A 25,580-nucleotide genomic window follows, 5' to 3' on the forward strand; every position below is an offset into this window, starting at 1 on the left:
CCCCACCGGCATGTTCCACGTCGGCGGCGCCCGTTCGGCGCTGTTCAACTGGGCGCTGGCCGAGCAGTCCGGTGGCACGTTCGTGCTGCGCATCGAGGACACCGACGCCGCCCGCAACCGGCCCGAGTGGACCGAGGGCATCATCTCGGCGCTGGCCTGGATCGGCATCAACGGCGACAGTCCGTTCTTCGAGGGCCCCTACTTCCAGTCGGCCTACGAGGAGCAGCACCGGGAGGCGGTGGCCAAGCTGGTCGCCGGCGGCCGCGCCTACTACTGCACCTGCACCCGCGACGAGGTGAAGGCCCGCACCGGCTCGGAGCACAAGGGCTACGACGGCTTCTGCCGCGACCGGGGCCTGACCGAGGGGGCGGTCCGCTTCCGCACCCCGGACGACGGCGTCACCGTGGTCCAGGACCTGGTCCGCGGCACGGTCGAGTTCCCCAACGAGGCGATGGAGGACTTCGTCGTCGCGCGTGCCGACGGCTCCCCGCTGTTCGTGCTGGCCAACGTGGTGGACGACATCGAGATGCGGATCAGCCACGTGGTCCGCGCCGAGGAGCACCTGTCCAACACGCCCAAGCAGCAGCTGCTCTGGGAGGCGCTGGGCGTCGCCCCGCCCATCTGGGCGCACGTGCCGGTCATCGTCAACGACAAGCGCCAGAAGCTGTCCAAGCGCCGCGACAAGGTCGCCCTGGAGTCCTACCGCGAGGAGGGCTACCTGGCCGAGGCCATGGTCAACTACCTGATGCTGCTCGGCTGGGGGCCGGGTGACGACCGGGAGATCATGCCCTGGGCCGAGATGGTGCCGCTGTTCGACCTGGGCAGCGTCAACCCGTCCCCGGCCTTCTTCGACGAGAAGAAGCTCCGCGCCTTCAACGGCGAATACATCCGGGCGCTGCCGCTCGACACCTTCGTCGCCCGCTGCGAGCCGTGGCTGGACCCGAGCTGGGACCGGGGGACCTTCGCCAAGGTCGCCGAGCTCGCCCAGACCCGGATCGCGGTCCTGTCCGAGATCACCGCGAACGTGGACTTCCTCTTCCTGGACGAGCCCGTCTTCGACCAGGCGTCGTGGGACAAGGCCATGAAGAACGCCGCGGTGGAGATCCTCACCGGCTACCTCGCCCGCCTTGAGAAGGTCAACATGGACTCCGAGTCGCTCAAGAGCGCGCTGGAGGAGGTCGGCGCCGAGCACGGCCTCAAGCTCGGCAAGGCCCAGGCCCCGGTACGGGTGGCCGTCACCGGCCGGACCGTCGGCCTGCCGCTGTTCGAGTCGATCGAGGCGCTCGGCCGGGAGCGTTCGATGGACCGGATCCGCGCCGCCCTCGCCAGGCTCCAGGGCTGAGGCGCGCCCGGACGGGGCCCGGCAGGCCGGGCCCCGCGACGAGCGCGAGCGTGAGGGCGGCTCCGGCCGCCATCGCCAGCCAGACGCCGGTGAGGCCGAGCGCGGCGCCGAGCGCGTAGGCGACAGGGAGCTGGAGCGCGAAACCCGCCAGGGTGGCGGTGAGCAGCCTGCTCCCCTTCCCGCTCGCCTGGAGCACCCCGCCGACGGAGATCAGCCCGCCGAACGGGACCAGGTAGAGCGTCATCCAGTGCAGGAAGCCCGCGGCCTCGGCGGCCACCGCCGGGTCACCGGTGAACAGGTTCGCCGCGGGCACGGCGAGGGCGTTGAGCGCCGCGGCGACGGCCAGGCCCGCCGCCAGGCCGTACCCGAGGGCGGGTCCCGCGTCGCCGGAGCGGGCCGTCCGGATCATGGCGGCCTGGCGGAGCGCGTAGAAGGCCATCACCCCGGCCAGCATGATCTTCGTCCCGATGCCGTAGCCCGCCAGCGCCACGACGCCGAACCCGCCGACCACCTCCACCAGGACCATACCGGCGAGGGACCTGGCCAGGAAGTCCCCGGCCATGGGCAGGCCGGTGCGGACGATGGCCACGGCGTCGGCGCGGTTCGCGCGCGCCGGACGGTCGCGGGGCGTCCGCCGGGAGAGAAGGGGCAGCGCGACGGCGAGCGTGACCGTCCGGGCCAGCACGGTCGCCGCTGCGGCACCCGGCACGCCGAGGTCGAGCCCGTAGATGAACAGCGGGTCGAGGACGATCACCAGCGCGTTGCAGAGCAGGGCGGTGCGCATCGGGGTCGTGGTGTCGCCGCGTCCCTTGAAGATCCCGTCGGTCAGCGACTGGGCGAAGAAGACCGGGAGCCCGGCCAGTGAGATCAGGTAGAAGTCGGCGGTCAGGCCGGCCGTCACGGCGTCACCGGTGAAGAGCCGGGCGAGCGGCTCGCGGAGCAGTACCCCGGGGACGGCCACCGCCAGGCTGACCGCCGCCCAGAGCAGCCATGCCGTACGGATCACCGGTGTGATCGGTTCCCTGCCGTCGCGCCGGCCGACCAGGACGGTCGTGCCGGTCTGGACGGCGAGGATGACGCCCAGGGCGAGGTATTCGGTGGTGGTCGCCACCGTCACCGCGGCCACGGCCTGGCTGCCCAGGCCGGAGACCCAGAGCAGGTCGATCAGGCCGACCGCGACCACGGCGGTCAGCAACTCCACGTAGACGGGCAGGGCGAGGCGGATCAGTCGCATATTTGTACCTCTTTTAGAGTTAGCTCGTTTAGAGGTATAGCGATACGATGCTTCCATGGCAAGCGGCGACCTGACCCTGTCGATCCTCGGCCTCCTCGGGGAGGGGCCGATGCACGGTTACGAGCTCAAGGCCCGGATCCTGGAGTTGAGCGGCCATCTCCGCCCGGTCAGCGACGGTGCCCTCTATCCGGCGATCACCCGGCTGGAGCGGGCCGGGCTCGTGGAGCGGCACGAGGAGGAGGGGGCGGGCGCGGCCCGCCGTCAGGTCCTCACCCTGACCGAGGCCGGGCGGGCGGAGCTCCTACGACGGCTCCGGGAGCCCGCCGACCTCGACATCAGCGATCAGACCCGCTTCTTCGGCCTGCTGACCTTCCTGTCCCAGCTCCCCGGCCGCGCGGACCGGGCCCGGGTGCTCCGCCGCCGCCTCGACTTCCTGGAGGCCCCCGCCAGCTTCTTCTACCGGGACGGCAGGCCGCTGCGGGCCGAGGAGGTCTCCGACCCCTTCCACCGGGGTATGCTCCTGGTCGCCCGCGCGACCGGCGACGCCGAGAGGCGATGGCTCAGAGAGGCCGTCGCCGAACTGGACTCCTGACGGACGGAGCCCGCCCGGGGGCTGGGGTGCCGATCCCGGGGGTTTGACGGGTGGAGCCCGTCCGGGGACCTGGGTGCCGGTCCAGGAGCGTGGACCGGGTGCCCGGCGGGCCGCCAGGCCGTGGTGGAGGGCGGGCCGGCGGGCGGATGCCCGCCGGTGACGGCCCGGAGCCCCCGGCCGGGCTGGGGGCGTCTCAGCCCCGGCCGGGGGGAGGGGTCAGGTCAGCAGGCCGCGGCGCTCCAGCAGGGGCTCGATGCGCGGGTCGCGGCCGCGGAAGTTGCGGAAGGCGGCCATCACGTCCATGGAGCCGCCGACCGACAGCAGGGCGGACCGGAAGTGGTCGCCGTTGCCGCGCTTGAGGCCGTCGTTCTCCTTGAACCACTCGACGCTCTCGGCGTCCAGCACCTCGCTCCAGATGTAGGAGTAGTAGCCGGCGCTGTAGCCGCCCGTGCCGCTGGAGAAGATGTGGGCGAAGTAGTTGGTCCGGTAGCGCGTGCGGACCAGGTCGAAGGCGATCCCCGCGCGCTCCAGGGCCGCGGCCTCGAACGCCTCGGCGTCCTCGACGGTCTCGCCGGGGGCCAGCTTGTGCCAGGCCCAGTCGAGCAGCGCCGCGGCGAGATACTCCACGGTCGCGAAGCCCTGGTTGAACTTCTCGGCGGCCTTCATCTTCTCCAGCAGCTCCGCCGGAACCGGCTCCCCGGTCTCGTGGTGCCTGGCGAAGTTGGCGAGGACCGACGGCCAGGTCGCCCACATCTCGTTGACCTGTGAGGGGTACTCCACGAAGTCACGCGGCACCTCGGTGCCGGAGACCCGGGGGAAGCGGACGTCGGAGAACAGCCCGTGCAGGGCGTGGCCGAACTCGTGGAAGGCGGTGTTGACCTCGTCGAAGGTCAGCAGGGTCGGGCCCTCGGCGGGCTTGGTGACGTTGAGGTTGTTCATCACCACGGGCAGCTCGCCGAACAGGTGCGACTGGTCCACGAGGTTGTTCATCCACGCGCCGCCGCGCTTGGTCGGCCGGGCGTAGGGGTCGAACACGAACAGGCCGAGCTGCGAGCCGTCGGCGTTGAACACCTCGAAGACCCGTACGTCCGGGTGGTAGCCGGCCAGGTCGTCCCGGTCGGCGAAGGTGATCCCGTACAGCTCGCCGGCGGCGTGGAAGACGCCGTCCCGCAGCACCCGGTCCAGCTCGAAGTAGGGGCGCAGCTCGGAGCCGTCGAAGTCGTAGCGCGCCTTGCGCACCTTCTCCGCGTAGAACGACCAGTCCCACGCCTCGATGGGGAAGCCGGCCTGCTCGCTCAGCAGCTCGGCCTCGCGGCGGGCGTTGGCCACCGCCGGGCCCACCAGCTTGCCGAGCATCTCCTCGACGGCGTCGGTGGTCTTGGCCGTCTGGTCGGCGACGGAGTAGGCGGCGTGAGTGGGGTAGCCGAGCAGGGCGGCCCGCTCGGCGCGGAGCGTCGCCAGCCTGACGGCCAGGTCGAAGTTCTCCGGCGCCCGGTTCACCGACAGCTCGTACAGCTTCCTGCGGGTCTGCCGGTCGGTCAGCTCGGCCAGGGCGGGCTGGTTGGTGAAGTTGAGCAGCGGCAGGACGTACTTGCCGTCCTTCTCGATCGCCTTGATCGCGCTCTCGGAGAGCCCGTCGAGCTCCTTGACGTCCTCGACGACCAGCGCGGAGTCGGTGGAGGCCCTCAGCAGGTTCTGCGAGAAGGTGGTGGCGACCTTGGTCAGCTCCTCGTTGAGCTCCTTGAGCCGCTCCTGGTCGGCCTCGGACAGGTCGGCGCCGGCCCGGACGAAGTCCACGCGGTACTTCTCCAGCAGCCACGCCTCCTCCGGGTCCTCGGTGGCGACCTGCTTGATCCGCTCGTAGAGGGCGCGGTTGAGGTGGATGGCGTCGCCGTGCTTGGTCAGCTTGGGGAGGATCTCGGTCTCGATCTCCCGGATGCCGTCGGTGGCGTCGGAGGAGGCGATGCTCATGAACACCGTCGCCGCCCGTTTCAGGATCTGGCCCGAGCGTTCCAGGGCCTCGACCGTGTTGGCGAACGTCGCCGGGCCGGGGTCGCCGGCGATCGCCTCGACCTCCTGCAGCTGTTCGGTCATGCCGCGCTCGAACGCGGGCAGGTAGTGCTCCTCCCGGATCTCGGCGAAGTCGGGCAACTTGTAGGGCAACGTGCTGGGGGAGAAGAACGGGTTCTCAGCCAAGGCTCGGGCTCCTCACATGCGGACGGGTCTCCGAAAGCAGCGTTACATAACGGACCCTCGGGTGCACTCCGCCGCCAGGGGGATCCGGTCGCCGCCAATCGTTTTGGCCTTGACCCCCAACCTGGGCTATTCTTTCGGAGTCGCCAAAGAGTCCCGCAAGGGGGTCAAGCGCGGTGGGGTATGGTGTAATTGGCAACACGGCTGATTCTGGTTCAGTTGTTCTAGGTTCGAGTCCTGGTACCCCAGCTGCATCTCTTTCAAGAGATGCTGCGGATTCGGTTCCCCCCGAATCCGACGACAGTGTGTAGGGTCCCGTCGTCTAGTGGCCCAGGACGCCGCCCTCTCAAGGCGGTAGCGCCGGTTCGAATCCGGTCGGGACTACCACTGTCATCTCTGCAAGGCTCCGTCGTCTAGTGGCCTAGGACGCCGCCCTCTCAAGGCGGTAGCGCCGGTTCGAATCCGGTCGGGGCTACATGGGTGAAACCCCCGGAAGCACAGGCTTCCGGGGGTTTTCTGTTTCTTCGGACCGCATCTTTCCGGTATCCCCCTTGCTTGGATAGCTCTACTGTCCAATAATTGGAGAGTGACACTATCCAATAGAGGGCTGAAGATGATCACCTTGCTCGCCGACGGGCACGAGGAGAAGATCGACGGATTGGTCGTGCCGCACGGGGTGCCGATCCTCGGCTGGGAGCGCAAGCCGCACGGCTGGTGCAGGGGAGACGCGTGCATCCCGTCGTTCCGCGCCGCCGCCGCGGAGACCGAGGAGGGCGTGGATCTGGTGAGGTTCGCCGGGCTGCTCGGCAGGCAGGTGGTGGCCGACCCGGACGAGGACGTGGTGGCGGTCGGCGAGCCGGTCGAGCCCACCCTCGGCCGGGCCCCGGAGTTCGGGCCGCTCGCCGGCCTGCGCGGCACCAAGGTCGCGCTGGTCTTCTGGGCCTCCTGGTGCGGCTGCCGCTATGACCTGCCCGCCTGGGAGGCCCTGCACCGGGAGCTCGGAGGGCACGGGTTCAGCGTGGTCAGCGTCTCTCTCGACCGCGACCCGCGGGACGCGCGGGAGTGGCTCGCGGACGTCACCCACCCGGCCGTGATCGACGCGGACGGACGGATCGCCGAGCTCTACAACGTGATCAACGTGCCGACCGTGGTCTGGATCGACGAGGAGGGCCGGATCGCCCGGCCGCAGGACACCATGACCGCCACCGACACCTTCCGGTCGATGAACGGCCTGTCCTCCGAGCGCGCCACCGCGGCCCTGCGCCGGTGGGTGATCGACGGCGACGCCGGGACGGCCCTCCGGGAACTGCGCGCCCCCACCGACGACGAGCGCCTGGCCCGGCTGCACGGACGGCTGGCGGCGTGGCTGTTCCGCGACGACCGCGGGGCGGCCGCCGAGCGGCATCTCGCCCGGGCCGCCGAGCTGGCCCCGCACGACCTGGCCATCCGCCGCGGCCTGATGCCGCTCAACGGGGTGGACCCGTTCGGCGAGGAGTATTTCAAGCTCCGCCAGGAGCTGGAGGACAGCGGTGTCGCGATCTACCGTCCGCTGTCCGACTGGCACGAGGACACCCGCTGAACGACCTCCCGGTACGGCCGGCGTAGCCGATCACCCTCCTGCCGGCCCCGGTGCCGGCTCCCCAGTGAGCGGGGGACCTCGCGGGCTTGGGCCGTGGACGCCGTGGTCGTGAGACGCGCGGGGCGGTCCGTGCCCCGCGCGTCCTCATCCACCCGTCAGTTGTGGGTGGAGCGGGCCTTGAACAGGGCCCGCTTGGCGGCCTTGCCCACCTGCTTGTCCGGGTGGGCCTTGCCGATCGCCTCCAGCAGCTCCTCCAGATGCGGGTGCGGCACCTTCCAGATCACGTCGAGCAGGTTGACCAGGTTCGGCACGTTGCCGATGTCGTCGAGGCTGCTGACGAACTCCGGCCGGCCGAGGCCGGCCGAGATGGTCAGCATGTCGAGGATCAGCCAGTGGGTGTCGGCCTGGGTGGGCGGGGGAGCGTCGTCGACGCCGAGCTGGGCCAGGTGGGTGGCCGCGTAGGGGCGCAGGGACGGCTCGTCCAGGGCGTCCTGCCAGGCGGGCACGGCCACCTCGCCGAGCGAGCCGACCATGCTGGCCGCCTGGACCCGGACCAGGGCGTCCGCGTCGTCCTCGGCCGCGGCCTCCAGCAGCTCCTTGGCGGCCCGGTCGGGCTCGCGCAGCTCCATCCAGGCGGCGAACTCGGCGTCCGCCTCCTCCTCGGGCAGCTCCGCGCTGAAGGAGAGCAGGTCCAGGGCCGTCATCGCGTCGATGGCGGGCCGGGCGTCCAGCTCGATGTCGGCGTCGTCGGTCAGGTGGACCACGCCCTCCATGCCGAGCGGTGTCAGCCGTACCTGGTCGTGCTCGACCTCGACCATGCCGTAGCCGGCCAGCCAGTCGAGCACGGGGTTGAGCGGGTCGCCGTACTGCGCGGTGGCGGCGGCCCAGGCCTCGGCGCCCCGCTCGTCGTATTCGGCGGCGGCCTCCGCCAGCTCGGTGCGGAGCTCGGCCAGCGGCTTGGAGCCGGTGGCCAGGAGCACCCGGACCAGCAGCGCCCGGGTCAGCCCCGACAGGGCGATCGTGGCCTCCTCGTCCTCGAGCTCCGGATCGCCGTAGTCGATCGAGTGCAGGCCGGCCATCCAGACGTCGAGGGCGTCGTCGTCCTCCTCGAAGGGCCAGTCGGCGGTGTCGGCGTCGGCGCTGACGGTGTCTTCGCCCTCGGGCTGGAGGAAGTCCAGGTCGATCGCGAGGTTCCAGATGTTCCAGAGCGCGGGCACGGAGTCGGCCAGCGCCTTGCCGCCCGCCGTGGGCGCGGGCAGTCCCAGAGCGGCCAGGGCCTCGGTGATCTCGGCGTCGGTCAGCAGGCTCGTCTCGCCCACCCGGCGCTCGGAGCCGACCCAGACCGCGAGGTCGCGGGCCTTGGTGATCAGAGTCGCCGCCCGGGTCGCCGCGGCCAGCTCGGCGTCGGGGCGGAGCCGGATCGTCGGCAGCTCGGCGAGCTCGTCCGCGAACGGCTCGAAGTCACCCAGCCCCTCGTCCTCCTCGTCGTCCTCGTATTCGTCCTGGTCGACGACGATGTCCTCCATCGCGTCGACGAAGTCGTCCTCGAGGTCGTCGAGCTCGGCGAGCAGCTCCTTGAGCGAGGAGGAGCCCTTGGCCAGCCGGTCCGTCTCCGACAGGAACGTCAGATAGGCGCGGACCGCGGGCACCATGCCGTCGGCGGCGGCGTCCGGGTCCTCCACCACCTGCGGCATCCGGTCGAGGAGCACCGTGCGCAGATCGGCCCGCTTCCACCGACCGACGTTGTCGGAGGCGATCAGCCGGTGCCACAGGACCACCGAGCCGACCAGGTTGGAGTCGCTGCCGGGTGCGTTCTCGCGCGCCCAGAGGATGAATTCTTGGAGCAGGGGACGCAGTTCAGCCGCGGCTGCCTCGATGCGATCTGTCACCTCCCCAGCCTAGGGGGCCGCAAGGGTGCTCGCCTCCCCATATCGCACGGTTCAGTTGGCCCGTCGCATCGTCTCGGTGATCCGCTCGGCGGCGGTGACCACGGGGGCGGCGTGCAGCCTGCCCGGAGTGCGGGTGAGGCGCTCGATCGGACCGGAGACCGAGACCGCGGCGACGACCTTGCCGCCCGAGCCCCGGATCGGCGCCGAGACGCTGGCCACACCCTGCTCGCGCTCGCCGACGCTGTGCGCCCAGCCCCTGCGCCGGACGCTCGCCAGCGTGGCCGCGGTGAACTTGGCCCCGCGCAGTCCCCGGTGGAGGCGGTCCGGCTCCTCCCAGGCCAGCAGGATCTGCGCCGCCGATCCGGCGAGCATCGGCAGGGCGGCGCCGACCGGGACGGTGTCGCGCAGCCCGCTGGAACGCTCGGCGGCCGCCACGCACACCCGCTCGTCCCCCTGCCGACGGTAAAGTTGTGCACTTTCTCCCGTAAGGTCCCGGAGCTGGATCAGCACCGGCGAGGCGACGGCCAGCAACCTGTCCTCTCCGGCCGCCGTGGACAACTCCGACAACCGCGGGCCCAGCACGAATCGGCCCTGCGTGTCGCGGGAGACGATGCGGTGGTGCTCCAGCGCGACGGCGAGCCGGTGGGCGGTGGGGCGTGCCAGGCCGGTGGCCTGGACGAGCTGCGCGAGGGACGCCGGACCGGCTTCAAGGGCATTGAGCACGAGCACGGCCTTGTCGAGTACGCCGACTCCGCTAGAGTTGTCCATACACCGATACTGCCGTCTCGACATATGAGAAAGCAAGTGGGGTGCGGAATAGCGATCGCAAGGAGGCGACATGGGCCGCACGCTGGCGGAGAAGGTCTGGGAGCAGCACGTCGTGCGACGTGCCGACGGAGAACCCGATCTGCTCTACATCGACCTTCACCTCATTCACGAGGTGACCAGCCCGCAGGCGTTCGACGGCCTGCGCATGGCGGGACGCCCCGTCCGGCGTCCCGAACTCACGATCGCCACCGAGGACCACAACGTCCCGACCCTGCTCGGTCCGATCAAGGACCCGGTGTCGCGCACCCAGGTCGAGACGCTGCGCAAGAACTGCGCCGAGTTCGGCGTCCGGCTGCACCCGATGGGTGACGCGGGCCAGGGCGTCGTGCACATCATCGGGCCGCAGTTCGGCCTCACCCAGCCGGGCATGACGATCGTCTGTGGCGATTCTCACACCTCCACCCACGGCGCCTTCGGGGGCATCGCCTTCGGCATCGGCACCTCCGAGGTGGAGCACGTGCTGGCCACCCAGACGCTGCCCGCATACCGGCCCAGGACGATGGCCATCGAGGTCTCCGGCGAGCTGCCGGCCGGTGTCACGGCCAAGGACCTGATCCTGGCGATCATCGCCAAGATCGGCACCGGTGGCGGCCAGGGCTACATCGTCGAATACCGCGGCGAGGCCATCCGCGAGCTCTCCATGGAGGGCCGGATGACCGTCTGCAACATGTCCATCGAGGCGGGCGCCCGGGCGGGCATGATCGCTCCGGACGAGACCACGTTCGACTACCTCAAGGGCCGCCCCCACGCGCCGGCCGGCGCCGACTGGGACGCCGCGGTCGAATACTGGAAGTCCCTGACCACCGACGAGGACGCCGTCTTCGACACGGTCGTGGAGATCGACGCCACGACGCTGACCCCGTTCGTCACCTGGGGCACGAACCCGGGCCAGGGCGCTCCGCTGGGGTCGGCGGTGCCGGCCCCGCAGGACACCGACGACCCGGCCGCGGCCGAGCGCGCGCTGGAATACATGGGCCTGACCGCGGGCACCCCGCTCCGCGACGTCGCGGTGGACACGGTCTTCGTCGGCTCCTGCACCAACGGGCGGCTGGAGGACCTGCGGGCCGTGGCGGAGGTGCTGCGCGGCCGCCAGGTCGTCACCCGCACGCTCATCGTCCCCGGCTCGATGCTGGTCAAGCTCCAGGCCGAGCAGGAGGGGCTGCACGAGGTGTTCAAGGCCGCGGGCGCCGAGTGGCGCGAGGCGGGCTGCTCGATGTGCCTGGGCATGAACCCCGACACGCTCGCCCCCGGCGAGCGCAGCGCGTCGACCTCCAACCGCAACTTCGAGGGACGTCAGGGCAAGGGCGGCCGTACCCACCTGGTCTCCCCGCAGGTCGCCGCAGCGACCGCCGTCACCGGCAAACTGACCGCGCCCGCCGACCTGGTCTAGGAGATCCCGATCATGGAAGCTTTCACCACCCACACCGGCCGGGCCGTGCCGCTGCGCCGCAGCAACGTGGACACCGACCAGATCATCCCGGCGGTCTGGCTCAAGCAGGTCAGCCGGACCGGATTCGAGAAGGGCCTGTTCTCGGCCTGGCGCGAGGACCCGGCCTTCGTCCTGAACGACCCCGTCCACGAGGGCGCCTCGATCCTCGTCTCCGGACCCGACTTCGGCACCGGCTCCTCACGCGAGCACGCCGTCTGGGCCCTGCAGCAGTACGGCTTCCGCGTCGTGATCGCGGCTCGTTTCGGCGATATCTTCCGTAATAATTCCACCAAGATGGGCTTGCTGCCGGTTGTCCTGCCGGCCGGCGTCGTCGAGGCCCTGCAGTCGGCCGTGGAGGCCGATCCCACTCTGGAAATCACGGTTGACCTGGGGGAACGCCAGGTTCGCTGGGCCGGGGAGATCGCCGGATTCGAGATCGACGACTACACGCGCTGGCGGCTGATGGAAGGGCTGGACGACATCGGGCTGACCCTGCGTAATGCCGATGCCGTCGCGGTGTACGAGAATGGGCGGCAGCCATGGCTGCCGACGACCGTCTGACGCGTTCAGAAGACGAGCTGGCGTGGCGGCTGCGCGAGGCGCACCGCCGCGTCCGCGTGCTGCCCGTGTCCCTCCCGCAGAGGGAGCGCCTGAGCAGGCGCCTGCTCTCCATCTGTGATGTCGCCAAGCGTGATCTCAGCCATGCAGCGGGGCGTCTTGATTTATTCCTTCTAGACCTTGATGCTCTGGTTTCAGATACGCCGAGTGCTGGAAACATTGCGGAAGGTGATTGAGTCGCAAGGCTCCGTCCCTTAATTTCAAGCGGGCAAGGGGTTTCTCGTTCTGTTGAGACCCCGGGCCGTGACAAATCGGGTGAGACGGGTTTTCTGCCTCATGACCCACTCCCAGACATCGGTAACAGGGGGAGCAACTTTATGAACAAGAAGGAACTCGTCGACGCGATCGCGGATCGGGTGGGCGACAAGAAGACAGCCACCGAGGCCGTGAACGCGGTGCTCGACGCCATTCAGAAAGCTGTCGCCAGCGGGGACAAGGTCTCGATCACGGGCTTCGGCGCCTTCGAGATGGTGCACAAGCCCGCTCGCACGGCCCGGAACCCTTCGACCGGCGCCGAGATCAAGGTCGCCGAGAGCTGGGGGCCGAAGTTCCGGCCCGGATCGGACTTCAAGGAGCTCGTCAACGTGGAGGGAAAGAAGGCCGCGAAGAAAAAGTAGGGCTCCGCATGGGCGGCCCGGATTCCCGTGAGGGAGTCCGGGCGTCCGGCGTATCCGGAGCCGACCGGCCACCGGCCTGACCGGCGCGGTCGGGGGACGTTCGGCCTGACCGGTGAAGCCAGGGGGCTGACCGGGGCCGACCGGCCCGACCGGGGGTGACCGGGCAGGCGCGTCCGGGGAGGGCGCGCTGTGCGGGGCGTCAGGGTTGGGGGCCCGCGGGCCTGCCGGGCACCGGGAAGGTCGAGAGCGTGATGTAGGTGACGCGGTCGCCGTCCACGATGATGTTCACCCGCTGGCCCGAGCGGAGCAGCCGCAGCGGCCCGGCGTCGAACGCCGCGGTGCCGTACGGGATCTCGGTCCCGTCGTCCAGGAACACCGTCCCCGACCTGGTCGCCGGGTCAAAGGTCCGCACCGTCGCCTGCACCCGATCAGCGTAGCCCTTCGGAAAAGGCTTTGACCCGTTCCGTGCGGGACCGCCACGATCCCTGTTCATGCGCACTGTGGACAGCGGCACCGGGATGTGGCGGGACCGGTCGTTCCGGCTCTTCCTGGGAGCCGATGCGATCAGCCAGTTCGGAACCCAGATCACGGTCGTCGCCCTGCCGCTGGTGGCGGTGCTCACTCTCGACGCGAGCTTCTTCCAGGTCGGCGTGCTGACCGCGGCCGAACTGGCCGCCTTCCTGTTCATCGGGCTGCCCGCGGGCGTGTGGGTGGACCGGCTGCGCCGCCGTCCGATCCTGATCTGGAGCGACCTGCTGCGCGGCGTCGCGCTGCTGTCGGTCCCGCTCGCGGTCGTCCTGGACGCGCTGACCCTGCCCCACCTCTACGCGGTCGCGCTGCTCATGGGCCTCGGCACGGTCTTCTTCGACGTCGCGCACATGAGTTTCCTGCCCTCGCTGGTCGGCAGGGACGACCTGCTCAAGGGGAACGGCACCCTGGAGACGCTGCGCAACACCGCGGTGCTGTCGGGCCCGGCGCTGGGCGGCTGGCTGGTGCACGCGGTCACCGCGCCGATCGCCCTGCTCGCCGACGCGATCAGCTACCTGGTCTCGGCGCTGCTGCTCGGCGGGGTCCGCGCGGAGGAGACGGCCACACCGGCCGTGGAGCGCCGCAGGCTCAGGGAGGAGATCGCCGAGGGGGTCCGCTACGTCGTGGGCCACCCGCTGCTCCGGCGCATCGCCGTGCTCGGCGCGCTCACCATGCTGTCCAACGGAATCTGGGCCGTCGCCCAGCCGATCTTCATGGTCAAGGTCCTCCACGTGAACCCGGCGATCTACGGACTGCTGCTGTCCGGCGGCGCCGTCGGCTCACTGGCCGGCGCGGTGCTGGCTCCACGCGTCGCGGCCCGCTTCGGAGCCGGCCGGGCCATGTACGGCGGAGCCGCCGTGGCCGCGCTGGCCATCTTGATCGCACCGCTGGCCGCCGAGGGCCGGCTGCTGGTGCTGTTCCCGCTCGGCTGCGCGCTGAGCGGCATGGGCGCCGGGGTGTTCGGCATCAACCAGCTCAGCTACCGCCAGCGGATCACGCCGGAGCACCTGCTCGGCCGGATGAACGCCAGCATGCGCTTCCTGATGTGGGGCGCGGCGCCGATCGGCGGCCTGCTCGGCGGGGTGCTGGGGGAGTGGTCCGGCGCGCACGCCACCATCTGGATCGGCGCGGCCGGCATCACTCTCGCCCACCTTCCGGTTCTGACCTACCGGAGGATCCTGAGCCTCTAGCCTCCCCGGCGACGGAGGCCGGGCGCGAATGACGATCTCCATGCCCGGGGCGGACCTGCCGTCGCCGGACGCGGGGAGGCACACGCGGGGGCACTGACCGCCGGTGTCACGGAGAGGGGAATCCTCCTCTGATCCTCTCCACCATCGCCAGGGTGCGGGGCCCCAGGCCGAGGGCCAGGGCCGCCCGCAGGTCGTCGGGGGTGTCCACGTCCCTGCGGACCGAGTCGATCCCGTCCAGGCAGAGCTCCTTCGCGCCACGCCGCAGGTGGCGGTCGCGTGACTCGCCGCCGAACCCCGGGGTGAACGGGACGCCGGGCCGTACGCCGTAGAAGGTCGTGCCGACGTCGGCGGCGTCCGGCAGGAACGCCTGCTCGAACTCGGCGGCCGCGGTCAGCACGAGCGCCAGCTCCGCCGGGCGGAGGGCGGGCAGGTCGGCCTGGAGCGCGCCGACGGCGTCGCCGGGCGCCAGCCGTACCGCCTCCCGCGCCCCGTGCCGCAGCGCCGCGTTCAGCCCCGCCTCCGGGTCGCCCACCACGTGGGCGCCCACCCCGCCGAGCGCCCGGGCCGCCAGGGGGTCGCCCGTCACCACCACGATCCGCGCGACGATCACGCAGCTCAGCGCGGCTTCGACGGTGTCGCAGGCGATCGCCACGGCGAGCGCGGCCCGGTGCGGGCCCGCCGCCTCCGACAACCGTGTCTTGGCGGCGACCAATGTCTTGACGGGGACGACGAGGGTCCAGCCGGAGCTCTCCGAAGCAGGCATAGCCTTAAGCATCCCGCCTCGACATCCCACAGAGTCAACCGGGACACTTAGGGCGCATCGCGCTTACATGGAGGAGCTATGAGACGCCCTGGATGGCCTTCCCGGTTCTGGGTCGCCGTGGCGGTCGCGATCGTCAGGCCGCTGGCGTGGCTCCTGGTCACGAAGGACTGGCGCCGGGCCGACCGCCTGCCCCGGACCGGCGGGATCATCCTGGTGACCAACCACCTCTCCTGGCTGGACCCCATCCTGCTGTCGCACTACCTCTACAGCAACGGACGCTGGCCGACGATCCTGGCCAAGTCGGGACTCTTCTCCGTGCCGCTGCTCGGGCACATGGTGAAGTCGCTGATGGCCATCCCGGTCTACCGGGGGAGCGCCGAGGCGATCCGCTCGCTCAGGGAGTCCGAGCGGAGGCTCGCCGACGGGGCGTGCGTGCTGTTCTACCCCGAGGGCACCTGCACCCGCGACCCCCGATTCTGGCCCATGGAGGGCAAGACCGGGGCGGCCCGGCTGGCCCTGGCCAGCGGCGCGCCGGTGATCCCGGTGGCCCACTGGGGCGCGCAGGAGATCCTCCCCTACGGGAGCAAGAGGCCCCGGCTCCTCCCCCGCAAGACCTTCAGCGTGCTGACCGGGCCGCCGGTCGACCTGTCGAAGTACCAGGGGCAGGAGCTCCACGCCGACGTCCTGCGCGAGGCGACCGTCGACATCATGGCGGCGATCACCGCCCTGCTCGCTGAGTTACGCGAGGAGAAGGCGCCCGATGCGCCGTTCAAGAAACCTTCCGACAACTGACTTCGGCGTACGGTGATGAAATGACCAAGGCGGCTGTATTCGGCACAGGATCGTGGGGCACCACCTTTGCGATGATCATGGCAGGGGCGGGCACGGAGACGACCCTGTGGGGCAGGCGCCCGGAGGTCGTGGAGGCGATCGACCGCCGCCACGAGAACCCCGACTACCTGCCCGGCGCGACGCTGCCGGAGACCCTGCGGGCCACGACCGACCCCGCAGAGGCGCTCGACGGCGCCGACTTCGTGGTGCTGGCGGTCCCCTCCCAGACGCTGCGGTCCAACCTGATCGGCTGGAAACCGCACCTGCCGTCCGGCGCGGTGCTGGTCAGCCTGATGAAGGGCATCGAGCTGGGCACCACCAAGCGGATGAGCGAGGTGATCTGCGAGGTCGCCGAGGTGCCTCAGGAGCGGGTCGCGGTGGTGTCGGGCCCCAACCTGGTGGGCGAGATCATCCGGGGCCAGCCCGCCGCGACCGTGGTCGCCTGCACCGACGAGCGGGCCATGGAACGGCTCCAGGAGGCCTGCCACCTGCCGCCGTGGTTCCGCCCCTACACCAACCCCGACGTGGTGGGGGTGGAGCTCGGCGGGGCGGTCAAGAACGTGATCGCCCTTGCGGTCGGCGTCGCGGCTGGGATGGGACTCGGCGACAACGTCGGGGCGATGCTGATGACGCGCGGGCTGGCCGAGATCTCCCGGTTGGGCGCGGTGCTCGGCGCGGACCCGCACACCTTCGCCGGCCTCGCCGGGATGGGCGATCTCATAGCGACCTGCACCTCCCCATTGTCCCGCAACCGTACCTTCGGTAAGAATCTTGGTCAGGGCATGACCCTGGCCGAGGTCATCGCCGCGACGAAGCAGACTGCCGAGGGAGTCAAGTCCTGCGAGTCAGTCCTGGAACTGGCCAGAAAGCACGATGTGGAGATGCCGATCACCGAGGTGGTGGTGGCCGTCGTCCATGACGGGATGCCCCCCAGCGAGGCCGCCATGCTGCTGATGTCGCGCACCCCCAAGCCCGAACGGTACGGCGTGTGAACCGACGCGCCCGCAGACGGCAGGGCGAGAACACCCGATCGGTGCACCTGCCCGCCCCGCAGACGCCGCAGCAGGCCCCCCTCGGCCTCCCGGTGTGGCGCAGCTCCGCGTGGAGCTCCGCCGACTCCGCCCGGCACGCCGAGCTCTTCGAGGCCAAGGGCTCCGCCCACGGCCGGATCGAGAACCCCACCGCCGCCGCCTTCGCCGCGGCGGTGGCCTCGCTGGAGGGCGCCGCGGCGCCCGAGGACGTCGCCGGGCAGGCGTTCGCGTCGGGGATGGCCGCGGTCAGCGCGGTCCTGATGACGTTCCTGCGCGCGGGCGCGCACATCGTGGCCCCGACCCCGCTGTACGGCGCGACCCGCTCGCTGATCACCAACGTGCTGTCCCGGTTCGGGGTCGAGGCCGGATTCGTGAACTACGGCGACCTCGCCCTGGCGCAGGCGGCGATCCGGCCCACCACGAAGATCATCTATGCCGAGACGCTGTCCAATCCCACGACGGCCGTCTCCGACATCCGCGGCCTCTACCGGATCGCCCGCCGGGCCGGGGCGCTGCTGGTGGTCGACTCCACCTTCGCCACCCCGGTCGTGTGCCGTCCCCTCGAACACGGCGCCGACATGGTGATCCACTCCGCGGCCCGCTACCTCGGCGGCCACGACGACTGCGCGGGCGGTGTCGTGGTCGGCCGGCCCGACCTGATCGCCCGGCTCCGGGAGGTCAGCGTCGACATCGGGGGCACGCTCTCCCCGGACGACGCGTTCCTGCTCCGCCGGGGGCTGGAGACCCTGCCGCTGCGGGTGCGCCGGATGTGCGCCACCGCGATGGTGTTCGCCGCGGCCGTGGCCAAGCACCCCGCCGTCCGCCGGGTCGACTATCCCGGCCTGCCCGGTCACCCCGGCCACCAGCTCGCCAGGCACCTGTTCGACTCCGGCCCCGAGGGCACCAGGTACGGGGCCTGCGTGACGATCACCCCGCGCGGCGGCTACGGGGCGGGCATGGCGCTGATCGACGCCCTCAAGCTCGCCTCGATCGCCACCTCCGCCGGCGGCACCCGCACCAAGGCCACGCACCTGGCCTCGGCCGGTCACGGCCGGCCCGGTGACGCCTCCGGGATCGACGAGGCGGCCGTCCGCTTCTCCATCGGCCTGGAGGACGCCGAGGATCTCATCGTGGACGTGACCCAGGCTCTCGACTCTCTTCCCGAATCGGCCTGATAGGCGCGTCTGACAGGCGGATTGACCCCCCAGAGAGGGTAGATTCGGTCATCATGAGCGAGCAGCACGAAACCCGGCCGAGGGTCGCAATCGTCTTCGGTGGCCGTAACTCCGAGCACGCCGTCTCCATCCTTGGAGCCGGAAGCGTGCTGGGGGCCATCGACCGGTCCAAGTACGAGGTGGTCCCCATCGGGATCGCCCAGGACGGACGGTGGGTGCTCGCCTCGGGCGACCAGCGTTACGCGATCGAGGGCGACGAGCTGCCGTCCGTCGACGTCCAGGGCACGGGCCTGGCGCTGCCGTCCGGCGACGGCTCGCTGGTGGCCTACGACGCCGGCAGCATCCCGGTCGAGCTCGGCCAGGTGGACGTGGTCTTCCCCGTGATGCACGGGCCGTTCGCCGAGGACGGCACGATCCAGGGCCTGCTGGAGATGGCCGGGGTCCGCTACGTCGGCTCCGGGGTGCTGGCCAGCGCGGTCGGCATGGACAAGGCCTACATGAAGATGGTCCTCGCCGCCTCGGGCCTGCCCGTCGGCCCCTACGTGGTGATCCGTGACCGTGACTGGCGGACCGACCGCGACCGGGTCCTCAAGGAGGTCCAGGAGCTCGGCTGGCCGGTCTTCGTCAAGCCGGCCCGCGCCGGGTCGAGCCAGGGCATCTCCAAGGCCCACGACCTGGAGGAGCTGGAGCGGGCCGTCGAGTCCGCCCGCGAGCACGACCCCAAGGTGCTGGTCGAGGCCGCGATCGTGGGCCGCGAGATCGAGTGCGCGGTGCTGGAGTCGCCGGGCGACGAGGCCGCGCGGGCCAGCGTGCCCGGCGAGGTGCAGGTCCGTGGCGACCATGAGTTCTTCGACTTCGAGGCCAAATACATCGGCGACGACATGTCCCTGTCCGTGCCCGCCGACATCCCCGCCGACGTGGCCGAGAACCTGCGGGCGATGGCCGTCCGCGCGTTCGAGGCACTGGGCTGCGAGGGCCTGTCCCGGGTCGACTTCTTCTACACCGCCGACGGCCGGCTGATCCTCAACGAGATCAACACGATGCCGGGCTTCACCGCGATGTCGGTCGCGCCGCAGCTGTGGGCCGCCACCGGGCTGTCCTACGCCGAGCTGGTCGAGCGGCTGATCCAGCTGGCGCTGCACCGCTCGCCCGGCCTACGGTAGCGCCGCCTTGATCGGGGCCGCGAGCTCGACGAGGACGTTCTCCGGGGTGTGCTGCCGGGAGATCGTCACCTCCACGTAGGCCTCCCTGCCGACCGAGGTGAACAGCAGCGGCCTGGCGGGGTCGGAGAACCAGGCCACCCCGTCGATCTCGGGCACCTGGTCGGTGGCCGCCATCGTCGCCGGGCGGGGCACCCCGCAGCGCAGCGCGATCCCGGCCTCCCCCCACACCGCGACGTACGGCGACGCCGGGGTGGTCTCCACCCGGGCGACGCCGTCGAGCCGCTGTGGGAGCCGCTCGCCGAGTGTCCTGCACGCGGCGGCGGCCGCCCCCTCCGGGGTGGGTGGATCCACCCGGACCGTACTACTGCATCCCGCCAGGATCAGCAGGGCACAGGCGTACCCCGTCCAACGAGCGAACCGGAGTGACATCACATGTTCCTGAAGAATCAGATATGGACGATGGGACACGTAAGAGTACGTGTGATCCCCGCGACCGCCTGAATCTGAGCCACGACAAGTTTGCCCAGCTCATCCACGTTCCGTGCCTCGGCACGGACGATCACGTCGTAGGGGCCGGTGACGTCCTCGGCCTGCGTGACGCCGGAGATCCCGGAGATCTCCCCGGCCACGTTCGCCGCCTTGCCGACCTCGGTCTGGATAAGGATGTAGGCCTGCACCATAACGTCCTCCCGGGCGATTGGATCAGTGCCGAAGGGCCACCGTACCCTGTGATGAACGGGAGGTGTGTCATCACAGTCGGAGATCTCGGCGAATTCGGAGTTGTTGCACGTATTACTGGACGCCTGCCCCAAGGTGGGGCGGTATTGCTCGGTCCCGGGGACGATGCCGCTGTGGTGAGCGCTCCTGATGGCCGGGTCGTCGTGACGACGGACTTATTGATCGAGGGTAGGCACTTTCGTCGCGATTGGTCCAGTGGGTACGACATCGGTCGTAAAGCCGCAGCGCAGAATCTGTCCGACGTCGTGGCCATGGGGGCCGATCCCACCGGCATCGTGGTCGGTCTCGGCCTGCCCCCCGAGGCGGCCACCGGCTGGCTGGACGATCTCACCGACGGCTTCCGCGACGAGTGCGACCTTGTCGGCGCCAGCGTGGTGGGTGGCGACATCACCCGATGCGACCTGGTGGTGATCGCTGTCACCGCCATGGGAGACCTGGGCGGGCGGGCGCCGGTCACGCGCTCGGGGGCGCGTCCGGGCGACGTGGTGGCGGTGGCCGGTCGGCTCGGGCACGCCGCCGCCGGGCTCGCGCTGCTGCACGGCGGCCGGACGGAGCCGGCGGAGCTGGTCGACGCCCACCGCCGCCCGGAGCCGCCCTACGCCCGCGGGCCGGAGGCGGCCGCGCTCGGCGCGACCTCGATGCTCGACGTCAGCGACGGCCTGTTCCAGGACCTGGGGCACGTCGCGAAGGCCAGCCGGACCGGCATCGTGCTGGCCCCGGAGTCCTTCGCCGTCCATCCCCTGCTGGCGGAGGCCGCCCGGCTCCTCGGCGCGGACCCGCTGGAGTGGATGCTCTCCGGAGGGGAGGACCACGCCCTCGCCGCGACCTTCCCGGCGGGGGTACGGCTCCCGCCGGCGTGGACCGTGGTCGGCCAGGTGATCGACGGCGAGGGTGTGCAGGTCACGGGCCGTCCGATGGGCCGCGGCGGCTGGGATCACTTCTCGGAGTGGCGTTTCCCACTCATGTGACATCAGTTAAATTTGCGACAAACGGTTATTAAACTGGTATGAAGATGGGCGGCCGAAACTCCCTAGAGAAAGGGGCAACATGGGCCGCCACGGTGGACATGAACAAGACGCCCCCCGCAGCCGGGGGAAACGTGAACCGGAGCCCACTCCGGAGCCTGACTATCGCGACGAGCCGATCGGGCGCCGGCTCCGTCCCGAGGAGTCGGCGGTCACCGAACCCCGGACCGGATTCCTGGGGTCGGGGTGGTCGGATCCGTCTGATCTGTCCGACCCGGTGTGGCCCGACGAGAAGCGCAGGCCCGGCAGGCGGATCAGAACCGTGCTGCTGGCCGTCGCGGCCGTGGCCGTGGTGCTCGGCGGGACCGTGGCCGGCGTCCAGGTGCTGGGCGGCCCGGCGGGGTCGAGCGCCGACTGCCCGCCCGGCGGGTGCGCGGCGGAGACGCCGGGCGGATCGGAGTCCTACCCGACCGGCCTGACCGACCCGGCGGACCAGACCGGGGAGCCCACGTCGAGCGGGGAGCCCGAGCGGGCGGAGAAGGACAAGGCCACCCCCGTCCCCACGCCGGCGGTCACCCGTCAGCAGAGCGGCCGCACCTCCAGCACCCCCACGCCGACGCCGAAGGCCACGCGCGCCCCCCGGCGCACCGAGCCGGCGCGGCCCACCCGGGAGCCGGAGACCGAGCCGAGCACGACCGGCAAGTCGCTCATCACCGACACCGGGCAGCAGGACCCGACGCCCCCCCAGGCCACCACCCAGCCCCCGGTCCCGCAGCCCTCCCAGACCTCCGTCCCGGAGCCCCCCGACGCCCCGGCCGCCGGCGGCGCGGCCGTCACGGTCGACTTCGGCGTCGTGCAGGAGAAGGAGGAGGTGTACACGGCCAAGCTCACCGTCACCGCGGGCGAGAAGGTCACCGCTCTGGCGCTGAGCCTGCCGGTCGGCGGCGAGGTCGACTCGGTGACCGGGGCCGGCTGGACGCAGGACGGTGACACCCTGGTGCTCGAACCGGGCAGGGACCTTGAGGCCGGTGAGAGCCTGGCCATCACCTTCACCGCGTACGGCCGGGCGCAGGCCCCGCGGACCTGCCGGAGCGCGGTGGGAGAGTGTGCGGTCATCTGAGAGGAAGCTGGTTGGATGGGAGACATGACCGATTTGACCCCTCCCCGTGTGCTGACCGTCGCCGGCTCCGACTCCGGCGGGGGCGCGGGCATCCAAGCCGACCTGAAGACCATGATGGCCCTGGGCGTGTACGGCATGAGCGTGATCGCCGCGGTGACCGCCCAGAACTCGCTGGGTGTGCAGGGTTACTGGGAGCTTCCCCCGGAAGCGGTGCGCGCCCAGCTCGACTCGGTGCTCGGCGACATCGGCGCCCAGGCGATCAAGACCGGGATGCTGGCCTCGCCCGTCCTGGTGGAGACGGTCGCCGAGGTGCTGGCCGGGGTGGACGCGCCGGTCGTGGTGGACCCGGTGGGAGTCTCCAAACACGGTGACGCGCTGCTCGCCCCCGAGGCGGTGGACACGGTGAAGTCGCTCCTGCTGCGTACGGCCACCGTGGTCACCCCCAACCTCTGGGAGGTCTCGCAGCTCACCGGGGTGAAGGTCGAGGATGAGAGAGACCTGCGCCGCGCCGCCGACGCGATCCTGGAGCTGGGCCCCACCTGGGCGCTGATCAAGGGCGGTCACCTGCCCGGCGCCCCGGTGGACCTGCTGACCGACGGCACCCGGGAGTTCCGCTTCACCGCCGAGCGCCACGACAACCGTCACACCCACGGCACCGGCTGCACCCTCGCCTCGGCGATCGCCTCCTACCTGGCGCTCGGTGAGGACGTCCCGGCGGCGGTGGAGAAGGCCAAGGCGTACGTCACGGGCGCGATCGCCCACGGGTTCCCGCTGGGACGGGGCATCGGCCCGGTGGACCACGCCTGGCGCACTCGGCCATGACACCGGCGGCAGGCGGCTGACCGGCGGAGGACCGCCGGGTGCGCTGTGCCGCCGCCGGATGCCGCCGCGCCCCCTCCGGGGTCTCAGCCTCCACGCTCCCGGCGCCGATGACGCGGCCGTACGGCGGTCTAGAGGATCCTGGTGATGGGGTCGGTGCCCAGGCGCCGGAGCAGGTCGGCCGCCTGGGAGGCCCGCTCGGCCTCCGGGCCGGTCCGCCGACCCGACTCGACGGCGTCGGCCAGGGCCACCAGCTCGTGCGGCGGCAGGAACCCACCCGCCGTGCGCAGGCGGATCCGGACCCTGGCGCCGCCCTGCTCCTGGGCGTACAGGTGGGGGATCCGGCGGCCGGTCGGGCGGCGGCCCTGACCGGCGTCCAAGTACTCGGGGGAGGAGTCCAACCAGACGGTGGCCCGGGCGAGGTCCGCCCTGCGCGTCGTGAACGTCTGGCGGACCTCCAGGACGCTCCCCGTCAGCACCGCCCGGAGGCGGAAGGTGCCCAGGGCGTTGACGAGGAAGACCACCATGACCGCGAGGGGCACCAGCGCGGAGAGGAACGAGAGGCCGAGCGAGAGGCGCTCGGAGAACAGCTCGTCGGCGCGCACGACTCTGGAGATCACGAACAGCGGGACGCCGATGAAGGGGATGGCGAAGAGCGCGACACCGATCTTCGCGCCGGTGCTCGCGCCGACGCTCAACTCCAGTGGCCCGTGAGGAGTGCTCATTTATCGGACACTAGCTATCGGGGATGGCGATTTCCCGGAGACCCGGAAAATCGGTCTGCGGAGACTGCGAGAGACCGGCCGGACCCCACCGATGGAAATCATCGGTGGGGTCCGGGAAGGCGACCGAGGGAGATCGGTGGGACCTCGGGAAGGGGGCCGTGGAGGGGCGGCGGGATCCCGGGAAAGCGACAGCCCGCCGTCCCCTGGACGGGGACGGCGGGCTGCGCGGAAGTTCGACTAGCGGGTGACCTTGCCGGCCTTGATGCAGGAGGTGCACACGTTCAGCCGCTTCGGCGTGCCGTTCACCACTGCGCGCACGGGCTGGATGTTCGGGTTCCAGCGGCGGCGGGTGCGGCGGTGCGAGTGGGAGACGTTGTTGCCGAAGGTCGGCTTCTTAGCGCAAACGTCGCAGACGGAAGCCACGGTTCGCTCCTTATATCAGTCGAGAGGCTCGATCCGCCGCACTAGCGGGCGGTCATCGGGCACGCCGGGACAACCGGCTGGCCACACGAGGATATCCGATGTCCGGCCATGCATGCCAACACGGGCCGCCATGACTGGTCGAACGGGGATAATCTCCAGAGGCAACCGTAGCGTATCCGGGAAGGGCGAGGGGCAGGCATGCTGCAGGTTCTCGACCCGCCCGCGGTCCGGCAGTGGTCGCGGCTGGCCGCGGAGACGCTGGGGAAGGCGCGCGAGGAGATCGACGCGCTCAACGTCTTCCCCGTCCCCGACGGCGACACCGGCACCAACCTGCACCTGACCATGCTCTCCGCGGCCAAGGCGCTCGACGGGCTGCCGGGCGACGCCGACGCCGCGACCACCTGGCAGACGCTCGCGCAGGGCGCGCTGCTCGGTGCCCGGGGCAACTCCGGCGTCATCGTCAGCCAGGCGCTGCGCGGCCTCGCCGAGGTGCTCAGGACGGCCGAGGGGCGGGGCGCCGATCTCGGGCTCGGCCTGGTCAGGGCCGCCGAGCTGGCCCGCCAGGCGGTGGCCCGGCCGGTCGAGGGCACGGTGCTCAGCGTGCTCACCGCGGTCGCCGGGGCGGTGCGCGGTCTGACAGGAGACCTCGCCTCGGTGGCCAGGAGGGCGGCCGACGAGGCGCGCTCCGCGCTCCGCCGTACTCCGGACCAGCTCGACGTGCTCGCCCGGAGCGGTGTCGTGGACGCGGGCGGCGCGGGCCTGGCGATCATCCTGGAGAGCCTCGCCGCGGTGGTCACCGACTCCTACACCGAGCGGGTCGACATCCCGGCGCCGACCCGCCGGGTCCCCCCGGAGCCGGAGGAGGGCCCCGGCTACGAGGTCATGTATCTGCTCGACGCCGGCGAGGCGGCGGTCGGCGCGCTCCGCCGCGAGCTGGACGCCCTCGGCGACTCCCTGGTGGTCGTGGGCGGCGACGGCCTGTGGAACGTGCACGTCCACGTGGACGACGCGGGCGCGGCGATCGAGGCGGCCATGCGGGCGGGCCGGCCGCACCGGATCAGGGTGACCTACCTGGACGCCTCCGGCCGGACCCACCCGGCGGCCCGGGGACGCGGCGTGGTGGCCGTGGCGGCCGGGCCCGCGCTGGGCGCCGTGTTCGAGCAGTCGGGAGCCGTGGTGGTCCGCAGGGAGCCCGGCTCCAGTCCGCCCCTGGCGGCGGTGCTCGCGGCCATCCGCGAGGCGGGGGCCGAGGTCGTGGTGCTGCCCAACGACAGCGGGACCCGCGAGGTCGCGGCGGCCGCCGCCGAGATCGCCCGCGAAGAGGGCCTGGTGGTCAGCGTGCTGCCCACCAGAGCCTCGGTGCAGGGCCTGGCGGCCCTGGCGGTCCACGATCCGCTGCGGCGCTTCGACGACGACGTGGTGGCCATGACCGAGGCCGCCGCGCACACCCGCCACGGGCACGTCTGGGTGGCCGACCGCGAGGTGATGACGAGCGCGGGCCTGACCGCGCCGGGAGACGTCCTGGGCGTCATCGACGGCGACGCCGCGGTGATCGGCGCCGACCTCGTGGGCACCGCCCTGGAGGTCACCCGTCGCATGGTGTCGTCGAGCAGCGAGCTGGTGACCATGCTCGAAGGCGTCAACGCGCCGGAGGGGCTGGCCAGGGCCGTGCAGGACCATCTGGCCCGGATCCGGCCCGACGTCGAGGTCGTCCTGTACGAAGGCGGGCAGGGCGGCTACCCGCTGCTCATCGGCGTCGAGTGAATTCTGTCGTCCGGACGCGGTAGA

Annotated in this window: 26 protein-coding genes and 3 tRNA genes; 19 read left to right on the forward strand and 10 right to left on the reverse strand. The window is 71.3% G+C overall.

Annotation, left to right across the window (positions count from 1 at the left end; genetic code table 11):
• The first annotated feature begins 10 nt into the window (after nt 1-10).
• Nucleotides 11-1,342 (forward strand): glutamate--tRNA ligase, encoded by a 1,332-nt coding sequence (gene gltX / locus BM085_RS30140; protein WP_245789784.1) that lies wholly within the window; start codon nt 11-13, stop codon nt 1,340-1,342.
• Here gltX and BM085_RS30145 read toward each other — a convergent pair.
• Entirely contained in the window at nt 1,236-2,576 is a 1,341-nt protein-coding gene (locus BM085_RS30145) for an MATE family efflux transporter (protein WP_177245353.1), read from the reverse strand. The two genes, gltX and BM085_RS30145, sit on opposite strands and share 107 nt — an antisense overlap.
• Nucleotides 2,577-2,631: 55 nt before the next feature.
• Between BM085_RS30145 and BM085_RS30150 the strand changes: the two genes are divergently transcribed.
• Entirely contained in the window at nt 2,632-3,168 is a 537-nt protein-coding gene (locus BM085_RS30150) for a PadR family transcriptional regulator (protein ID WP_093890258.1), read from the forward strand.
• 216 nt (nt 3,169-3,384) lie between these two features.
• Here BM085_RS30150 and BM085_RS30155 read toward each other — a convergent pair whose 3' ends face one another.
• Nucleotides 3,385-5,364 (reverse strand): M3 family metallopeptidase, encoded by a 1,980-nt coding sequence (locus BM085_RS30155; protein ID WP_093890259.1) that lies wholly within the window; start codon nt 5,362-5,364, stop codon nt 3,385-3,387.
• 174 nt (nt 5,365-5,538) lie between these two features.
• Between BM085_RS30155 and BM085_RS30160 the strand changes: the two genes are divergently transcribed.
• From BM085_RS30160 to BM085_RS30175, 4 genes are all read left to right on the forward strand, one after another.
• Nucleotides 5,539-5,610, forward strand: a tRNA-Gln gene (locus tag BM085_RS30160).
• Between the two features lie 62 nt (nt 5,611-5,672).
• A tRNA-Glu gene (locus BM085_RS30165) sits at nt 5,673-5,748 on the forward strand.
• Between the two features lie 15 nt (nt 5,749-5,763).
• Nucleotides 5,764-5,836: transfer RNA gene (locus tag BM085_RS30170), tRNA-Glu, on the forward strand.
• A gap of 111 nt (nt 5,837-5,947) precedes the next feature.
• On the forward strand, nt 5,948-6,940 hold the full coding sequence (locus BM085_RS30175; protein ID WP_245789779.1) for a TlpA disulfide reductase family protein: 993 nt from the start codon (nt 5,948-5,950) through the stop codon (nt 6,938-6,940).
• A 155-nt stretch (nt 6,941-7,095) separates the two neighbouring features.
• On the opposite strand, the gene BM085_RS30180 is transcribed toward BM085_RS30175, so the two are convergent.
• Together BM085_RS30180 and BM085_RS30185 are read right to left on the reverse strand one after the other, a co-directional pair.
• Nucleotides 7,096-8,829, reverse strand: a complete 1,734-nt coding sequence (locus tag BM085_RS30180) for a hypothetical protein (RefSeq protein WP_093890261.1) — start codon at nt 8,827-8,829, stop codon at nt 7,096-7,098.
• Nucleotides 8,830-8,880: 51 nt separating this feature from the next.
• The gene (locus BM085_RS30185) at nt 8,881-9,597 is read right to left on the reverse strand and encodes an IclR family transcriptional regulator (RefSeq protein ID WP_031158580.1); all 717 of its coding nucleotides are present in this window, start codon (nt 9,595-9,597) and stop codon (nt 8,881-8,883) included.
• A 70-nt stretch (nt 9,598-9,667) separates the two neighbouring features.
• Between BM085_RS30185 and leuC the strand changes: the two genes are divergently transcribed.
• From leuC to BM085_RS30205, 4 genes are all read left to right on the forward strand, one after another.
• Nucleotides 9,668-11,047, forward strand: coding sequence for a 3-isopropylmalate dehydratase large subunit (gene leuC, locus BM085_RS30190; protein WP_093890262.1), 1,380 nt, complete (start codon nt 9,668-9,670; stop codon nt 11,045-11,047).
• A 12-nt stretch (nt 11,048-11,059) separates the two neighbouring features.
• A complete protein-coding gene (leuD, locus tag BM085_RS30195; RefSeq protein ID WP_093890263.1) occupies nt 11,060-11,647 on the forward strand; it encodes a 3-isopropylmalate dehydratase small subunit in 588 nt (195 codons plus the stop codon).
• Complete coding sequence (locus BM085_RS30200) at nt 11,626-11,880, forward strand: SCO5555 family protein (RefSeq protein WP_012894401.1); 255 nt, start codon at nt 11,626-11,628, stop codon at nt 11,878-11,880. Before leuD ends, BM085_RS30200 begins: the two co-directional genes overlap by 22 nt.
• A gap of 141 nt (nt 11,881-12,021) precedes the next feature.
• A complete protein-coding gene (locus BM085_RS30205) occupies nt 12,022-12,321 on the forward strand; it encodes an HU family DNA-binding protein (protein ID WP_012894400.1) in 300 nt (99 codons plus the stop codon).
• A 199-nt stretch (nt 12,322-12,520) separates the two neighbouring features.
• Here the strand turns inward: BM085_RS30205 and BM085_RS30210 are convergent, their stop codons facing one another.
• Entirely contained in the window at nt 12,521-12,745 is a 225-nt protein-coding gene (locus tag BM085_RS30210) for a hypothetical protein (protein ID WP_093890264.1), read from the reverse strand.
• A 67-nt stretch (nt 12,746-12,812) separates the two neighbouring features.
• Here BM085_RS30210 and BM085_RS30215 point away from each other — a divergent pair, with 67 nt between their 5' ends.
• Nucleotides 12,813-14,039, forward strand: coding sequence for an MFS transporter (locus tag BM085_RS30215; protein WP_245789780.1), 1,227 nt, complete (start codon nt 12,813-12,815; stop codon nt 14,037-14,039).
• Nucleotides 14,040-14,145: 106 nt separating this feature from the next.
• Here the strand turns inward: BM085_RS30215 and cofC are convergent, their stop codons facing one another.
• Nucleotides 14,146-14,814, reverse strand: coding sequence for a 2-phospho-L-lactate guanylyltransferase (gene cofC, locus BM085_RS30220; RefSeq protein ID WP_093890265.1), 669 nt, complete (start codon nt 14,812-14,814; stop codon nt 14,146-14,148).
• 66 nt (nt 14,815-14,880) lie between these two features.
• On the opposite strand from cofC, the gene BM085_RS30225 reads away from it, so the two are divergent.
• The 4 genes from BM085_RS30225 to BM085_RS30240 are packed head-to-tail and all read left to right on the forward strand — an operon-like array spanning nt 14,881 to nt 19,002.
• On the forward strand, nt 14,881-15,594 hold the full coding sequence (locus BM085_RS30225; protein ID WP_093890266.1) for a lysophospholipid acyltransferase family protein: 714 nt from the start codon (nt 14,881-14,883) through the stop codon (nt 15,592-15,594).
• A gap of 20 nt (nt 15,595-15,614) precedes the next feature.
• Entirely contained in the window at nt 15,615-16,625 is a 1,011-nt protein-coding gene (locus tag BM085_RS30230; protein ID WP_093890267.1) for an NAD(P)H-dependent glycerol-3-phosphate dehydrogenase, read from the forward strand.
• Nucleotides 16,622-17,839, forward strand: a complete 1,218-nt coding sequence (locus tag BM085_RS30235; protein WP_093890268.1) for a trans-sulfuration enzyme family protein — start codon at nt 16,622-16,624, stop codon at nt 17,837-17,839. The genes BM085_RS30230 and BM085_RS30235 overlap by 4 nt, the downstream gene beginning before the upstream one ends.
• A gap of 53 nt (nt 17,840-17,892) precedes the next feature.
• Nucleotides 17,893-19,002, forward strand: a complete 1,110-nt coding sequence (locus tag BM085_RS30240; protein ID WP_093890269.1) for a D-alanine--D-alanine ligase family protein — start codon at nt 17,893-17,895, stop codon at nt 19,000-19,002.
• On the opposite strand, the gene BM085_RS30245 is transcribed toward BM085_RS30240, so the two are convergent.
• Both BM085_RS30245 and BM085_RS30250 read right to left on the reverse strand, forming a co-directional pair.
• Nucleotides 18,994-19,431 (reverse strand): DUF3515 domain-containing protein, encoded by a 438-nt coding sequence (locus BM085_RS30245; RefSeq protein WP_031158601.1) that lies wholly within the window; start codon nt 19,429-19,431, stop codon nt 18,994-18,996. The genes BM085_RS30240 and BM085_RS30245 overlap by 9 nt on opposite strands.
• A 17-nt stretch (nt 19,432-19,448) precedes the next feature.
• Complete coding sequence (locus BM085_RS30250; protein WP_031158603.1) at nt 19,449-19,682, reverse strand: Lrp/AsnC family transcriptional regulator; 234 nt, start codon at nt 19,680-19,682, stop codon at nt 19,449-19,451.
• Between the two features lie 51 nt (nt 19,683-19,733).
• Here BM085_RS30250 and BM085_RS30255 point away from each other — a divergent pair, with 51 nt between their 5' ends.
• From BM085_RS30255 to thiD, 3 genes are all read left to right on the forward strand, one after another.
• On the forward strand, nt 19,734-20,708 hold the full coding sequence (locus BM085_RS30255; RefSeq protein WP_093890270.1) for a thiamine-phosphate kinase: 975 nt from the start codon (nt 19,734-19,736) through the stop codon (nt 20,706-20,708).
• A 274-nt stretch (nt 20,709-20,982) separates the two neighbouring features.
• Nucleotides 20,983-21,825: a hypothetical protein gene (locus BM085_RS30260; RefSeq protein WP_093890271.1), complete on the forward strand. Its 843-nt coding sequence runs from the start codon at nt 20,983-20,985 to the stop codon at nt 21,823-21,825.
• A 15-nt stretch (nt 21,826-21,840) separates the two neighbouring features.
• The gene (gene thiD / locus BM085_RS30265; protein ID WP_093890272.1) at nt 21,841-22,647 is read left to right on the forward strand and encodes a bifunctional hydroxymethylpyrimidine kinase/phosphomethylpyrimidine kinase; all 807 of its coding nucleotides are present in this window, start codon (nt 21,841-21,843) and stop codon (nt 22,645-22,647) included.
• Between the two features lie 128 nt (nt 22,648-22,775).
• On the opposite strand, the gene BM085_RS30270 is transcribed toward thiD, so the two are convergent.
• Together BM085_RS30270 and rpmB are read right to left on the reverse strand one after the other, a co-directional pair.
• Nucleotides 22,776-23,369: a hypothetical protein gene (locus BM085_RS30270; protein ID WP_143121129.1), complete on the reverse strand. Its 594-nt coding sequence runs from the start codon at nt 23,367-23,369 to the stop codon at nt 22,776-22,778.
• Nucleotides 23,370-23,606: 237 nt separating this feature from the next.
• Complete coding sequence (rpmB, locus tag BM085_RS30275) at nt 23,607-23,792, reverse strand: 50S ribosomal protein L28 (protein WP_012894387.1); 186 nt, start codon at nt 23,790-23,792, stop codon at nt 23,607-23,609.
• 198 nt (nt 23,793-23,990) lie between these two features.
• Here rpmB and BM085_RS30280 point away from each other — a divergent pair, with 198 nt between their 5' ends.
• A complete protein-coding gene (locus tag BM085_RS30280; RefSeq protein WP_093890274.1) occupies nt 23,991-25,556 on the forward strand; it encodes a DAK2 domain-containing protein in 1,566 nt (521 codons plus the stop codon).
• The last annotated feature ends 24 nt before the right edge of the window (nt 25,557-25,580 follow it).

It is taken from the genome of Streptosporangium canum (assembly GCF_900113865.1).
Lineage (GTDB): Bacteria > Actinomycetota > Actinomycetes > Streptosporangiales > Streptosporangiaceae > Streptosporangium > Streptosporangium canum.